The following is a 15,584-nucleotide window of genomic DNA, read 5'->3' as shown; positions in this document are numbered from 1 at the left end:
ACCGAACAGTAATAATTAACACTAATATTAAATATTTCAAAAATGAAAACTAAGATTTCAATCATAGCAGCGCTATCCTTTACTATTATGGGATTTGCTCAGAAGAGCGAGATAAGGGATGCTGAAAAGGCCCTAAAGGACGGAGATGCAGCAGCGGCAAAGACATCTATCGAGGCAGTCTCAGGTAGTATTGCCGGAGAAGACGAAAAGTTACAAGCTCAGTATTATTACACCAGGGGTAAGATTTATTCCGATTTGGCGAAGAAAGGAGACGATGCTGCTTACGAAGAGGCTGCTAGTTCCTTTAAAAAAGTTATTGATATTGAGGAAGCATCCGGTAAGAGCAAGTACTCTGAAGAAACGAAACAGTACATCGCCAGTATTACCGCAGATTTAGTGAATTCTGCTGTATCTGATAATGAACAAAAGAATTTCGACGAAGCTGCAGACAAGTTGTATATGAGCTATACCATAAGCCCTAAGGACACCTCTTATTTGTATTACGCTGCAAGTAGTGCTGTTAATGGTGGGCATTATGAAAAAGCTTTAAAATATTACAATGAGCTCCAGCAAGTTGGATATGATGGTAGCGGAACGGTTTATAAAGCCACAAACGTTGCAACTGGTGAGGTAGAAACAATGGATAAGATGCAGCGTGACTTAATGATTAAATCAGGTTCCTATAAGGATCCAATAGATGAGAAAACACCATCTAAAAAAGCTGAAATCGTTAAGAATACTGCATTGATCTATACTCAGTTGGGCCAAGATGATAAAGCATTGGAAGCTTACAAGGCCGCTAGGGTAAATGACCCAGAGGATGTTAATTTAATATTGAATGAAGCAAATTTGTATTTCAAACTGGGGGATAAGGAAAAATTTAAAGAGCTAATGGCAGAGGCAATTGCACTTGCACCGGACAATCCAGATTTGCACTACAATGTGGGGGTAATAAACATGGAGCAAGGTAATTTTGAGGAAGCAAGAGCTTCTTACAAGAAGGCTATTGAATTGAACCCAGGATATACTAATGCCTATTTAAATCTATCTACAACCTATGTAAATGAAGGAAACGAGCTTATAGACGAAATGAATTCATTGGGTAATTCTCGAGCGGATATTACACGCTACGACGAGCTAAAAGCCAAAAAGGATGAATTGTTTACTCAGGGAGCCAATATCTTGGAGGATGCTTTAAAGACTAATCCAGATAATCAAGGTGTTTTAACGCAATTGAAAAACATCTACGGGGCTATGGGAGACAATGAGAACTTTATGAGAGTAAAAAAGTTGTTAGGAGAATAATAACTTCAAAGAGCAAACAAAAAAGGCCCTGTAATCAGGGCCTTTTTTTATACTATTTTTTTAATGACTCTTAATTGATGAGAGTAACTTCTAAGGTCATTATTGAAAATACCGGTATGGTCCAAGCGGTCAATTCTTACCGTACCATTGACATGGATTATATAATTATTCTCCATAATAATGCCTACGTGATTAATGGAACCGCTCGCGTCATCAAAAAAGGCAAGATCACCTGCTTCGCTTTCCTCCACAAAACTTAAAGCTTCTCCTTGTGTTGACTGCTGTTCGGATGTTCTTAACAGTTCATATCCATTAATTTTGTAGACCATTTGTGTAAAACCGGATGCATCTATGCCAAAAGGAGATTTACCGCCCTTCAATTCCGGTGAATTCAGGTATAACAATGCAATATCGATTAGGCTATTCTTGGCTTGTTTTCCTCCGATTCTATTTCCTTCAAATGTATAAGGCATACATTCAATATCAGGGAGTGAAGAACCGACGAGTATCGTGGTCAACAAACAATTTTGTCGTTCAACATAACCGATTAAATCAGAAGCAGAGGTTTTGGCCTTTTGCTCTATTTCATCATAATCTTCTTCGGTAAGAAATAACAATTGATTGTTAGGTATCCATCCTTCACATTTATCATAAGAAACTCGTATTCTTGACCAATATTTTCTAGATTCTAAAATTTTAAAATGTTCGCCAAAGAGTAATTGACTAATCATTTCAGAAGTATCTTCAGGTGAGTTTCTTAGCGAGACTAAACTTAAAGGGCAAATACCGTATTGCATGAACTTTTAAAAGGAATTAGACGCTTTCCAAAATCAATGCTGAAGCACCACCACCTCCGTTACAAATAGCCGCAGCTCCTATTTTTCCATTTTTTTGCTCTAGAATATTCAGCAATGTTACCAGAATCCTTGCCCCCGAACAACCCAATGGATGTCCTAAAGATACCGCTCCACCATGAACATTCACTTTTTTGTCCGAAAGGTTTAAGATTTTCATATTGGCCAAACCAACGACTGAAAAAGCTTCATTGAATTCAAAGAAGTCAACATCGTTTAATTCAATATTGGCTTTTTTCAGCGCTTTGGGCAAGGCTTTAGCTGGAGCAGTAGTAAACCATTTAGGTTCGTGTGCTGCATCTGCGTAACTTTTTATTGTCGCTAAAGGTTTCATTCCCAATTCTTTGGCTTTTTCGGCACTCATCAAAACTAAGGCAGCAGCGCCATCGTTGATTGTAGAGGCATTGGCGGCAGTAACGGTTCCATCTTTTGAAAAGGCCGGTCTCAGATTTGGTATTTTGTCTAAAAATACATTTTTATATTCTTCATCTTCGGATACGATGATTGGTTCGCCACGTCTTTGAGGTACGGATACGGGTATAACTTCATTTTGGAATAGACCATTTTTCCAAGCCTCTTCTGAACGTTTATAGGACTGAATCGCAAATGCATCTTGGTCTTCCCTAGAAAATTCATATTCAAGAGCACAAGCATCGGCACAAACTCCCATAGCATTTTGATCATAGGCATCCACCAATCCATCCTTTTGCATACCATCAATCAGTGATGAAGGACCAAATTTAACGGGCTTTCTCAAATAGGTATAATGTGGAATCAAACTCATATTTTCCATTCCTCCAGCAACTATGATAGATGCATCGCCCAATGCGATAGCCTGTGCTGCCTGCATAACTGCCTTCATACCTGAGGCACATACCTTGTTAATGGTGGTACAAGGTACAGTATCTGGTATACCTGAATAAATGGCTGCTTGTCTTGCCGGTGCCTGTCCGGTTCCAGCCTGTACAACGTTTCCCATTAATACTTCCTCCACCATTTCTGGTTTTAGATTTATTTTTTCCAATGCTCCTTTGATTGCTTCAGCACCTAATTTTGGAGCGGGTACTGTGGAAAGTGCCCCCATAAAACTGCCTATTGGAGTTCGTACTGCTGAAACTATAACTACTTCTTTCATCTTATAATCGTTATTTAAAAGGTCGTGAATCTACTTAAATCACTACTCGGATATTTCTGTTCAATATCCTTTCTGATTTATATAAAGGTAGTTTTCCTCGCTTCACAACTAAATTCAATTTCCTCATGGCGAAATTACTAAATTCTCACGCAAACATTTGGTTATGCTTTCAAATCCTTAGTGGTAAGCTTATATTTTCTATTTTTGATATGGTCACATTAAAATCAAACGCTTGGATAACCTTTACAAAAAACAATCGCTCATATATAAATATGTCCTATATGTAGTGGCGGTAGGTTTTATCGTTTTCTTTTTTCCTAAAGGGGGTAAATTCAAATATGAATTCCAAAAAGGAAAACCTTGGCAGTTTGAAACCTTATACGCACCGTTTGATTTTTCCGTCAAGAAGACTGAAGCGGAAATAGCTGAAGAAAAACAAAATATAGATGAAACTAGCGGTCAATATTTTAGATATAATCAGCAAAAAGTTATTGAGGTATATGAAAATTTTACAGATGCTTTCAACAACCAATTTGATGATTCTGATTACACCAACGCTCAAAGGAACTATTTAAAGACTACCGGAACCGAACTTCTTGACTCAATTTATAAAAATGGAATTTTAGATAGTAGTGCCAAACAGATAAAGGGTAATTCTATTTTTCTATTAAGGAACAATGAGGCTGAAAGTAAACAGGTTTCCGCTTTTTATAGGGTTTCGGATATTGGAGAATTGGTTAGTGATAAACTACAGCAAAAAAATCTACAGCACCTTACCGAAGAATTTGAGGAAATATTCTTCAACCTAATAGTACCCAATGTTAGTTATGATGCCAATTTAACCCAGAAGAGTAGGGAGGATGCGCTATCCAAGATTAGTTATACTAGGGGAACGGTAGACGAGGGAAAACTAATTATTGCTAAAGGAGAGGTTGTTGAAGGGGAGAACCTCAAGGTATTGGAATCACTAAAAGCAGAATATGAATCTGAGCTATGGACGGCAAGTAATTATTATATCATATTAATTGGTTACACGGTGTTGGTAGCACTTGTTTTGTTGATGTTGCTATTGTTTCTAAAGAAATACCGCGCCACCATTTATGAAAACAATACTAAAGTCACCTTTATAATATTCAATATCCTACTCATGGTTTTTATAACGACCATGGTAGTAAAATATGATGATACCCTTGTATTTGTCGTTCCTCTTTGTATCCTTCCACTGATTCTTAAAACTTTTTTTGATGCCAGATTGGGACTCTTTTCCCACGTATTGACCGTATTGATATTGGGATTTGTAGTCCCGAATAGTTTTGAATACATTTTTTTACAGATTATTACGGGTATAGTTACCATTTTAACGGTTTCCGAGCTTTATAAGAGGGCTAATCTTTTTATCTCCATTGGGCAAATTATTTCTATATATGTGGTGGGATATTTGGCCTTCCATATAATTCATGAAGGCAATTTGAGTAATATTTCTTGGTTTACTTTGGGCTTATTCTTGCTCAACGGTATGATCACTCTTTTTGTACAACCATTGATATATATTTATGAAAAGGTTTTTGGTTTGGTTTCCGATGTGTCTTTATTGGAGTTGTCCGATACGAATTCAAAATTATTGAAGGAACTTTCCAATAAAGCGCCGGGAACATTTAATCACTCTTTACAAGTCGCTAATCTGGCTGAGGCCGCTGCCAATGAAATAGGTGCAAATGCCATGTTGGTAAGGGTAGGTGCTCTATATCATGATATCGGTAAGATGAATAACCCAACGTATTTTACAGAAAATCAGATAACCAATGTGAACCCCCATGATGAAATAACTCCCAAAGAGAGCGCCAAGATTATTATAGATCATGTTATAAAGGGTATTGAATTAGCACGAAAAAACAATTTACCCGACCGCATAATCGATTTTATTCGATCACATCATGGAACAACGTTCGTGTATTATTTTTACAAGAAACAAAAGGAACGGGAAATTGAAATTAATGAGAAGGAATTTAGGTACCCCGGGCCTTTGCCATTTTCTAAGGAGACAGCGATATTGATGATGGCCGACTCGGTGGAGGCTGCCTCCAAGAGCTTGAAAGATCCTACATTTACAATAATCGATGAGTTTGTGGATAAAATTATTGCCGGTCAAATGAAAGGGAATCAATTCTTGAACGCCAATATTACCTTCAAAGAAATAGAAATCATTAAAAAGATCTTTAAGCAAAAACTAACGAATATCTACCACCTACGTGTAGAGTACCCGGAGTAATTAGTTTGTTTTCAGCAGCTTATCTGTTAAAATTTAGTTATGCCCCTGGGGTTTGGGCGAGCTATTAATTATATTTAAAGGACTCCCCCAAGTTTTAAACCCTTTAAAACAGTTCTGTATGTCTAAAAATATTTATTCTTTTTTCATCGCAATACTCTTCATATTTCTACATAATTCTTTAATATCACAAAGTAGTGGTCCCTTCCCTTATGATTTGAAAAAGATGTTCAACGGGGAGAAGGTCAGCCTTATTCAAAATAGTGATAAGGACTTTTTAAGGACTTGGCAGGAACACATTGTGCTGCATACGGACAGGAATGAATTTGTTGGCGACCAATCATTGTTTTTCAAGGCCTTTATCCTAACGGGACCGGATCGGGTAAGGGCTACTTTGAGCAAAGTATTGAGGCTGGATCTATTGGACAAGAATGACCTTGTAGTTTCGACCCAGTACCATCGTATTTTGGAGGGTATGGCACAAGGGTCTATTTCGGCCCCACGAAAAATGGAAGATGGCAATTATACACTTAGGGCGTATACCCAATGGATGAAGAACTATGGTGATGATGGATACTCTGAAAAAGAAATAATCTACCAGAACAAAAACCGGAACAAAAATGCAGGTAAAGAGGAAAACCAGCCTCTGAACGTGGCCTTTTATCCTGAGGGTGGAAGACTTGTTGAAAATTTGGACAATAGGCTCCTTATCAAAACTACGGACACAGATGGTGAGGGGCTAAATATGGAAGGAGAAATAATTGACGAAACTGGTGCGGTCAGCATTCCCGTAAAAAATTATGATGACGGCGTATCTTCCCTGAGATTTGTGCCCAAAGCGAATAAAAAATACTTTTTCAGGGCTCAAAACGGAGAGACCTTTGTTTTACCAAAAGTTGAAGAGGATGGGTTTGTTATACACGTGAGCACCTTAAATTCTGGAAGCCTAGCTGTTCGAATACAGACATCAAAACAACTGTTGGGTACCAAGATTTTTTTGAGGGGGGTCATGAACAGTGTTCCTTATTTTGAAAAAGAACTGGACGTAAAGGACACAAATTTAACTTTAGATATACCAAAGAAAGGTATACCTGCTGGAGTCCTCGAGATACAGTTGGTTGATGAAGATGATACCCTAATTGCAACAAGGCCCGTAGAAATTGGTTTGGAGCATTTGAATATCACTATTGCGCCAACTGAAGGGGCAAATCCAAATGCCTATGTAGTAAAGGTTCAGGACCCGGAAGGAAGACCAGTAGAGACGGTCGTGAGTCTTAGTATTTCTCATATTGAAGGTACGGAGGATACCTTTTCAAAAAAACTCATATCTGATGGGTGGAGAAGCGGGACGGGTATGCTAACAGGCGATAATAAAGGAAGGGCAACACTTTATAAAAAGGATTTGGAAGTTATGACCTCTTACGGCGATTTGGTAGAGGATAGGGTGAAGGAACTCCCCGATACTATTATGTACCCTTTTCAAAGAGGGCTTAATCTGTATGGGTTTGCCTACAATCTGAACGATGAGCTACTCACGAATACGGATATCCAAATTTTTGGTGTTTCTGGGAGTGGAGTCTTTACCAAGGAAGTTAAGACGGATGCATCGGGATTATTAAAGTTGGAGAACTTACAATTTGAAGGGGAGACGGAATTGGTTTTTAGGACAAGTGGGGATGATACAAAATCGAGACTTGTCAATTTCCAGCCAAAAGAACAGACTTTGAGTAAAATTGATAAGGAAATGGTAGATGGTTTGAAAGAAAAAGGCCAACCAACCAAAAATGGAGATGTTGTGCAGTCCTCATCTTGGGAACCTGTGGACCCGGACCGTTTGATCGAATTGGAAGAAGTATCAGTTATTGATAAAAAACAACAAAAGAGAAAAACGGCACCTTCCGTTTACGGGATAACCCCAACGAAAGTCAAATATCAGGATTTTGAAAGACCCCAAACCATACCACAATTGTTTTTAGGAATACCGGGAGTACAGGTACAGGGCATTGGAACTTTTGAGCCTACGATATTTTTACCAAAATCAGCGGGGCTGGGACCAGTTTTATGGGTTTTGGATGGAATGCCGTTAGTTCAGCCTACGAAACTTTCGGAAATTATTTCTATGGTAAGTTATGTTGATGTTGATAAAATAGAAATATTGTATGGGGCTCAGGCATCGATTTATGGTACACGTGCTGCAGGCGGAGCTATACTGATTTATACGCGATCAGGTTCTTTTTTGGATTCCTATAACAGAAAGGATGCTAATATTAAATTTCAGGGCTACCATGAATCCCTAAATTTTGAAAACTACTTAGAAGATTTGGGGAAAAAATCAATAAGACATCAAAATAATTTAAGTACACTTTACTGGAACCCTAATTTGAAGACCAATAAGAATGGAGAAGCTTTAGTAGAACTCAAAGTACCCGTTGAAAAAGATTCGCCTTTGAAACTGGAAGCTACCGCAGTAACCGAAAATGGAGAATTGGGTAGTTTAAAGGTAATTTATTGATTTTGAAATCGTAGCTATTCTTTATCTATTTGATACTAGGAAAGTTAATATTAGGGACGGGCTATTTTTTTAAAAAACCTTCTAAAATAGTTGCGTGCTTCTAAGGTAAAATTTACATTTGCATCCGCAATTTGAGCGAACGTTCATAAAAATAAATTATTGGAGAGGTGCCGGAGTGGTAACGGAGCAGATTGCTAATCTGTCGACGCGCAAGTGTCGCATGGGTTCGAGTCCCATTCTCTCCGCAATTTTCTTATAATTTTTAGGATAACCTCGGGGTGTAGCGTAGCCCGGTTATCGCGCCGCGTTTGGGACGCGGAGGTCGCAGGTTCGAATCCTGCCACCCCGACGAACCTAGAAATAGGTCACAACAAAACACTGTTAATCATTTGATTTTCAGTGTTTTTTGTTTTTTATGCATTCAATTGATTTCATTTAAAACCAAATAAAAGGTGTGCAATTCGGTGTACAACCATTAATCCGAAATGTACTAACTTTAAAGGACTTTAGGGTACGATTTGACTTTCGTCTTTACAATTTATTGTTTAACCAAAGTCATGTACAATGAAATCAAAACACACTTTCACCGTAATTTTCTTTACCAGAAAATCAAGGAGCGTCCCAAACCAATTATCCATCTATGTACGGATTACTGTGGATGGTCAACGTTCCGAGATCAGCCTAAAAAGAAACATTCCTTCCAAGGAGTGGGACAGTTCACGGAACCGGGGCAGGGGAGGTTCACAGAGAATAAGGACATTGAACGCGTATCTGGACAGCGTTTATCGTGGACTGTTGGACTGCCATAAAGAACTTTTGGAAGAGAACAGGGTCGTTTCATCAGATGCCATCAAGTCCCGTTATCTTGGCGAAGATGACAACAGCAAGACCTTAAGGGATCTTATAAAGTACCATAATGGGAATATGTCGATTGTCCTGAAAAAAGGGACGATGAAGAACTATTATACGACGGAAAAGTACCTGTATAGGTTTTTAGCCAAGAATAGAAAGGTCAACGATGTCCGCCTCAAACAGTTGAACTATGCCTTTGTAACGGATTTTGAGCATTTTTTGCGCAATTACAGAGATTCAAAGAAAAGGCTCTTATTGGGCAACAATGGGGTAATGAAACATCTGGAAAGGTTCAAGAAGATGCTCAACCTTGCCGTCAAATTGGAATGGATGGACAAGAACCCGTTCAACCAGTTCCAGTTGAAATATAACAAATATGACCGCCAGTTTCTGGACGAAGAGGAACTGGAGCAATTGGAAAGCACTGAAATGGGTAACGAACGCTTGGAGAGGATAAGGGACTGCTTTGTGTTTTCCTGTTATACAGGTCTTTCCTATGTGGATGTCAAGGAGCTGAACAGTGACAATATCGTGAAGGGGATAGACGGAAACCATTGGATAAGTACCAAGCGTGAAAAAACGGACAAGCCCGTGAAAGTCCCTTTGCTCCCAAAAGCACGGGAAATCTTGGAAAAGTATATGCAATGTCCAGAAATGGAAAATAAAGAAAGCCTGTTGCCGATCAGTTCCAACCAAAAGACCAACGCCTATTTAAAAGAGATAGCGGATTCCTGTGACATTGACAAAAACCTGACCTTTCATGTTGCAAGACATACCTTTGCAACAACCGTCATGTTGTCAAATGGTGTACCCATCGAAACAGTCTCGAAACTTCTCGGGCATAGCAAACTATCCACTACACAAATTTATGCCAGGGTCGTGGAATCCAAGATAAGTGAGGATATCGGAAATCTTTTGATTAGGTTCAAGGAAAAGACAACCAAAAAAAGTGCAGCTACTTAACTAAGAAGGGAGCGTATTTTTCGCTCCCTTTCCTTATTTATATAACTGAAATCAAACTTTAAAAAAAGCGAACGAAGCAGAGCGAAGTGCTGCAAGGCCCAAATCTTACCGAAACTAATTTACTGGGCGAGGCAGGATATCTCTACTTTATCTGCTTTTGTACCGTGAAAGTAGGTTTGACCGAAATGACTTGGAGCAAATTGTTTTGCTTTTCTCCTGCCATATTTTATTGATTTTCTTTTTTCTTAGAAATCTATACTTTTACAACGGTTACTTGTGTTGTGTACAGTTATTTTTTACGATTAAATTGTATATCCGTCTGCCCTTTGCGGATATTTGCATAAGCCCAAGGCACACCCTCAGCTTTGTTTTGTTCAGTAAAGAATTCGAAAAACAATACTTTACCTTCATTAAATAAATTCTCTTTCAGATAATTAATTAAATTTTCTAATTCCGACTTATTTAATTCTTGTTTCAATAATACTTTAAACTCTCCTATTCCACCATAGTTGAAAATTTTACTTTTCAAGATTTCAAATTCTATAATCTTCCCATTAGAAATAGTAATTGGTAATTGCTTTAAATATTTAGATTCATGAGAATTATCGGACTCAAGTTTTACTGCTTTAAAAGAATAGCTGTTCTTTTCTAGTTCAATTTGATAGAATTGAATTCCTCTTGATTTAAAAAGGTTTATAATTTTACTTTTATCTGATTCCTTGATTTTTAAACCAAAATAGATTGATTTCAGGGCTTTATGATAATAGGAATTAAGTCCAATTTTACTAGTTACAATTCGATGTTCTTGCTCATATTCCCACCTTTTTGATTTATGAAAAGCGAACTTTTTTATATAGTTGTTTTGTTTGTTTTTTATAATGTCCAAAAAACCAATGCTAGGAGGCTTTTTTGAATATATAACAGGAAAGGAATGAACGTGATTTTTTCCGTCGTTTTTGAGTAAAATATCCAAATCATATTCTATGCAGAATCCTTTATGAGAATTAGCATAATGAGCCCAAAGTAATTCGTCTAAAGGAGTTTTAGAAAGTGAATAAATACCCATCTTATTATCCATTGACAAAACGTCGTCAGTATTATCATTAATTAATTTGACACCCTCTCTTGTTTTGGCTGCAACTTTTTGCCCAATGTAATTCAGAAATCTTTTTACTCGTTTAGCATCGGTAATGGCCTCACAAGGGTCATTTAATTGCTCAATAGAAGATGACCAATATTGATTGTTTTCAAGAGCTTTTAAATCATTCTCTGTACCACTTCTATACTTAAATACGAGCATTGATTTTGAAGGTTTTGGTAATTGTACACAGCGCCCTGCTAAACGCAGTGACGTTCTGGGTTTTGAATTATGTGAATTTATTTGCAAATAATTTAAAAGACAAGTAGAACGTTGCCAAATTGCCTTTAGGTGCTGTTGGGTCGGGTTTTTGGTGTTTTCGATCGTGGGGCCGTAGGTCTCGGGTCCCGACCGCATTGGCAATTTGGTTTAGCAGGTCATTGTAACACGTTTTTTCTCCGATCTATTTTTCAATTCCTGCTCCTTAATTTTTGAGATTTTCATTTAGCTAGAATTACTTTTCTTGAGATTCATTTATTTTTTCCATTCGTGAAATCGCCTCGGTCAAAAGTTCAATAAATTCCATTTGTTTATTTACAATGGGTAGTTTTCTATTGTAAATTCTTTCTGGATTAATTCCGTCACTTGGGTATCTAGTCAATGAACTATGTTGAATTGTTAAAATAGCACAAATATATAATGTGAAATTAATGAACATTATATCAAACATTGGATATATGACTGTCTTTAATGATTCAAATAGTTTTTCAGATTCTTCTATATTTAGAAAATCCTGTATTTCCTTTTTAAATGTTTTTGCCTTTTCAGTATCGAATTGACCAATCCAATTGCTAAGTGCAATCATTTGAGTTCTTAAGATTGAATTAAAATCTTTAGGCAACTCTAGTTTAAAATTTTTGAGTTCATTAATTTCATTTATATAGTAGTCTAGGTCTTCACTAGTAATATTGATTAAATCGCAATTTCGTAAACTATCTATAAATGATATGCTTTTTTTAATTGAGTCGTGACGTATTTTTAATTGTTTTGGTGATAATAACTCTAAGTTTTTATGAATTTCAATCTGTTTAAACAACTCAATTGATTCCAAAATATTTTTTTCTTGCTTAACAATTGCTTTCCTATAAATTTTAGTTTGGTCGTGCTGTATAGTTTTGAGTTCTGTTTCAGTGAGTATTTCAGAAATTAATGCAAAAGCCTTATTTGCCTTTTCTGTCGTTTGCTGAAACAAAAAATAAGAATTTCTATAATGTCCATTTTCGTGAAGGATTTTGGAAGAGTTCAAATCACTTTTTGAAAGGTCAATCCATACTTTTATTGTGCTATACATTCTTTTTTATACGTAGCAAGATAGGAATCTTTAATGCTTTTGAAGGAAGTTTCGGCAACATGGGTGTAATCATTTCTATTTTAAAATAAATGGAAATGCCATAAAAAAACCTCAATCCATGGCAAGATTGAGGTTCTTTTAATTTAAAATAGGGGTGCTTATTTGTTCTTCAATAGTTGTTCCAAATAACTGACCTTATCTTTTTCTGCTTGAACAAGACGTTCATAAAGTTTTTTATTCTCCTCATAAGCTTCGACCAATTTATCCAAAGGGTTGAAAGTACAAGTATTGTTGTGGCCAAAGTTACTGCTTGACACCTTATCATTAAAGGTGTTGAAATAGTTAATCATTGATTCCTCCGAAAAATTCTCAATCGCCTCCTTGGTCACACCCAATGCCTTGGCGATCTCCTCCAACTTGGCATCGTCCACCTTCTCGCTGTTCTCAATGTTGGAAACGGCCTGTTGGCTGATACCCAGTTCCTCGGCAAGGGTCTCCTGTTTCATGCCCCGTAGTTCGCGGATGAGGCCTATCTTTCTTCCTATGTGGTTTTTGGTCTTGGTCTCCATACCTCAAATATAGGGTGTTTCGCACAATAATCCGATGGTAAAATACAAAACTGGTTCAATAAAATACAAACGTCCATGGTGGGATACTTGGAAATGTGGCCTTAATATGATCGTTGATTCTCGAACCCTTTAAAACACGTTCCCATGACACATTACACGAACATACTGGAAAACTTTGAAAGAGCGGAAGAGCTGTCCGAACTGCTCAATGGCATCCTGAACATCATTACCATAGACAGGGCCTTCCTGTCCAGAAAACAAAATGAGGGAAATACCGAATATTATTTCCTGACCCTTTTCGTGGACGTCAACAATGACCCGTTGCCCAACGAAATCCGTTCACTAGTTGCAAAGAAAGCAAAGAAGCACCCCGATTTCAGGATAAGGGTCTACACGGAGAGCCAATCCGAAACCGGCCTTGAAAGGGGTTCGCTCTATTTCCTGGAACATTGCTGTCTCGGGGAAAACATCTTCGCCCATCCCGAAGGGGAGAACATTATGGATTTTTCGACCATGGCATACCGGAACCTCATGAAGCGGGCTTCCCGCTATTACAAATCTGAAATAGCAAAAGTAAATGCCTTTGCCAATATTGCGGAGATACTTATAAAGGAAGGGGATTATGCCATTGCCACCTTCAACATGCACCAGGCCTTTGAGCTTGCGTTCAGGTTCATCGAACAGATGTGCATCGGAAAGGGCATGGTGACCCATAGCATCATCAGCCACATCAATTACTGCAAACACTACTTTCCCACCCTCCAACCCTTTGTGGAACCTTCCGGAACGGAAAACAATGAACTTTTGCTCCTATTGGAACATGCCTATAGCGTTGCCCGTTACGGTACCGAGTTCGAGATTACAAAGCTACAGACCAAGGCCATCCAAAAACAAATGAAGGATTTCATCAAAGAAGTAGAGTCCATTTTCCAAAGGCATCTTGATGAGTGCAAGGCCCAAATCGATGGAATCGGAAAGGATTCTAAGAAAGCTTTCCCGAAGGTAACGGAGAACATAGAAAACAATGATAAAGAATCATTTTTTAATGAGTTAAAAGAACTGGAAAAAATGCATTTCCATGCCCTGAAGCCCTATCTCCCTGAAAAGGGATTGTACGGCATCCAACTTATAACCGAGGGGTATGAGGAAACCTCCTTTATGATGTCCAATTTGATCAAGGTCTGTATCGTGGCTTTGGAAAATGAATATATCCCTACGCGAGCAGTTGCCCGACCCCACCACAATGTAAGTGAGGTGCTTGGATATATCCTAGATCTGATCCCCCATGAGGAAATGGAGTTCCTGGACACGGTCAGAAAACTGCTTTCGGAACAAAAGACAACCACAGCGCAATAAATCCATTCACATGAAATCAAAGAAGAAAAGGTTAAGGATCTTGGAGGATATCCAACAGCTCAGGAACAATCTTTCGGGACTGTTGGGAAACAAAAAGGCCAATGACCAGAAGGGAAATTATGTGACCTTCGAGGTCAGGGACAACAACCAAAAGTAATTTCAGATCATGACAACGGTATGTCAGGAGTCTTGAATTTTTTTTCTTTTTCAGCCAAATACTCCTGTAATATGAGCGTATGAGGATTAAACTTTAATTTTGTTTGATGAATTTTCAGGATTCTGTCCAACCGAAACATTCTGTGTTTGCAGTTGGGTTAAAATTGCAGCCAGTCTTGAAATTCTCATAATGTCATTATCTTTCATTGTAGGTGTGACGTTTTATTTTTTTGGCGTTACCGCTAACGGTCTCGGCTCGTATGTTTACGAGCGTATTATCTATTATTTATACATATAGTAGTTTCACTATAATTAATAAGAGCTAGAATAGAAGGGACAGCGAGGTCTCGGCTAGATATGGAAACGCCGCACCTAGTATAGCACTCTCGCCGGATTAAATTAAGCACCTTCCATCATAATACAAAAATCTGACTTTCAAATCACTAAAACCAAATATTGCATGGCTCGAATATTCCGTTTTCGGAGGTCACAACCATCCGGTTCATCCAACTGGTGAACATTCTTTAAAGATTTACATATTTTTTAACTCAAATAGTTTTGTTTTTAGTAAGCTCATTTAACGTTTTTAACCCTTTTACCGACACCAACCTATGCAAAAACAATGAGTTTAAAAACTTAAGTACATTTTGGTTTATTTCTGGATTGACGAATCCATCCAGAAAAATAATTTTAGAAATATCATTAAAAGATTCACAAAATTCTTCTGTGTTTATATCCATTTTATAAAATCCTTCTTCTTTGCCCTTGCTGATATTTTCTATAAGAAAATGGGTTATTATAGTGTTTTTGTGTTTTATAACTTCTAAGAAAATTGTTGGGTAGTATTTTTTTAATTCCTTACCAAAGGAAGCAGATATCTTAAAGGAAAGCTCTTTTATATAGTCAAAAAAAAGTATTAATTCTTTTAATGCGTTCTCGCTTACTTGTTTATTTTTAAAAATTTCTTCTTTTAGTTCTTTTAGCTGCACTCCTATAACTTGATGTACTAAATCATCTTTATTTTCAAAATATTTATAAATTGTTTTTTTAGATACTCCACATTTTTTTGCAATATCATCCATTGAGATATTTTGAATTCCATAATTGAAAAACATATTGGCAGACCGTTCTAAAATGATATTTTTACTATTGTTTCGCATAATGAAAATTTAAAAAACGGATATTTT

At 37.3% G+C, this 15,584-nt stretch carries 12 protein-coding genes and 2 tRNA genes; 8 read left to right on the top strand and 6 right to left on the bottom strand.

Annotated features, from left to right (window positions below; genetic code table 11):
- The first annotated feature begins 42 nt into the window (after positions 1-42).
- Positions 43-1,305 carry a tetratricopeptide repeat protein gene (locus tag PP182_RS14615; RefSeq protein ID WP_272652013.1) on the top strand — a complete coding sequence of 421 codons (1,263 nt, stop codon included), beginning with the start codon at positions 43-45 and terminating at the stop codon, positions 1,303-1,305.
- 47 nt (positions 1,306-1,352) lie between these two features.
- Here the strand turns inward: PP182_RS14615 and PP182_RS14610 are convergent, their stop codons facing one another.
- Both PP182_RS14610 and PP182_RS14605 read right to left on the bottom strand, forming a co-directional pair.
- Complete coding sequence (locus tag PP182_RS14610) at positions 1,353-2,102, bottom strand: C40 family peptidase (RefSeq protein ID WP_272652012.1); 750 nt, start codon at positions 2,100-2,102, stop codon at positions 1,353-1,355.
- Between the two features lie 16 nt (positions 2,103-2,118).
- Positions 2,119-3,294, bottom strand: coding sequence for an acetyl-CoA C-acyltransferase (locus PP182_RS14605; RefSeq protein WP_272652011.1), 1,176 nt, complete (start codon positions 3,292-3,294; stop codon positions 2,119-2,121).
- A gap of 232 nt (positions 3,295-3,526) precedes the next feature.
- On the opposite strand from PP182_RS14605, the gene PP182_RS14600 reads away from it, so the two are divergent.
- From PP182_RS14600 to PP182_RS14580, 5 genes are all read left to right on the top strand, one after another.
- Positions 3,527-5,563 (top strand): HD family phosphohydrolase, encoded by a 2,037-nt coding sequence (locus tag PP182_RS14600; protein ID WP_272652010.1) that lies wholly within the window; start codon positions 3,527-3,529, stop codon positions 5,561-5,563.
- 118 nt (positions 5,564-5,681) lie between these two features.
- Positions 5,682-8,072 carry a TonB-dependent receptor gene (locus PP182_RS14595; RefSeq protein WP_272652009.1) on the top strand — a complete coding sequence of 797 codons (2,391 nt, stop codon included), beginning with the start codon at positions 5,682-5,684 and terminating at the stop codon, positions 8,070-8,072.
- Positions 8,073-8,233: 161 nt separating this feature from the next.
- A tRNA-Ser gene (locus PP182_RS14590) sits at positions 8,234-8,317 on the top strand.
- A gap of 29 nt (positions 8,318-8,346) precedes the next feature.
- Positions 8,347-8,421 (top strand) — tRNA-Pro (locus tag PP182_RS14585).
- Between the two features lie 215 nt (positions 8,422-8,636).
- A complete protein-coding gene (locus tag PP182_RS14580; protein ID WP_272652008.1) occupies positions 8,637-9,887 on the top strand; it encodes a site-specific integrase in 1,251 nt (416 codons plus the stop codon).
- 289 nt (positions 9,888-10,176) lie between these two features.
- Here the strand turns inward: PP182_RS14580 and PP182_RS14575 are convergent, their stop codons facing one another.
- From PP182_RS14575 to PP182_RS14565, 3 genes are all read right to left on the bottom strand, one after another.
- Positions 10,177-11,187: a DUF2971 domain-containing protein gene (locus PP182_RS14575; RefSeq protein ID WP_272652007.1), complete on the bottom strand. Its 1,011-nt coding sequence runs from the start codon at positions 11,185-11,187 to the stop codon at positions 10,177-10,179.
- Between the two features lie 292 nt (positions 11,188-11,479).
- Positions 11,480-12,316, bottom strand: a complete 837-nt coding sequence (locus PP182_RS14570; protein WP_272652006.1) for a HEPN domain-containing protein — start codon at positions 12,314-12,316, stop codon at positions 11,480-11,482.
- Positions 12,317-12,474: 158 nt separating this feature from the next.
- Positions 12,475-12,885 (bottom strand): helix-turn-helix domain-containing protein, encoded by a 411-nt coding sequence (locus PP182_RS14565; RefSeq protein WP_272652005.1) that lies wholly within the window; start codon positions 12,883-12,885, stop codon positions 12,475-12,477.
- 144 nt (positions 12,886-13,029) lie between these two features.
- Between PP182_RS14565 and PP182_RS14560 the strand changes: the two genes are divergently transcribed.
- Positions 13,030-14,241, top strand: coding sequence for a HEPN domain-containing protein (locus tag PP182_RS14560; protein WP_272652004.1), 1,212 nt, complete (start codon positions 13,030-13,032; stop codon positions 14,239-14,241).
- 10 nt (positions 14,242-14,251) lie between these two features.
- A complete protein-coding gene (locus PP182_RS14555; RefSeq protein ID WP_272652003.1) occupies positions 14,252-14,398 on the top strand; it encodes a hypothetical protein in 147 nt (48 codons plus the stop codon).
- Positions 14,399-14,945: 547 nt separating this feature from the next.
- Here the strand turns inward: PP182_RS14555 and PP182_RS14550 are convergent.
- On the bottom strand, positions 14,946-15,557 hold the full coding sequence (locus PP182_RS14550; protein WP_272652002.1) for a TetR/AcrR family transcriptional regulator: 612 nt from the start codon (positions 15,555-15,557) through the stop codon (positions 14,946-14,948).
- Between the last annotated feature and the right edge of the window lie 27 nt (positions 15,558-15,584).

Source organism: Maribacter sp. PR1 (assembly GCF_028464145.1).
GTDB lineage: Bacteria > Bacteroidota > Bacteroidia > Flavobacteriales > Flavobacteriaceae > Maribacter.
This window is presented reverse-complemented; position numbering and strand designations above follow the sequence as displayed.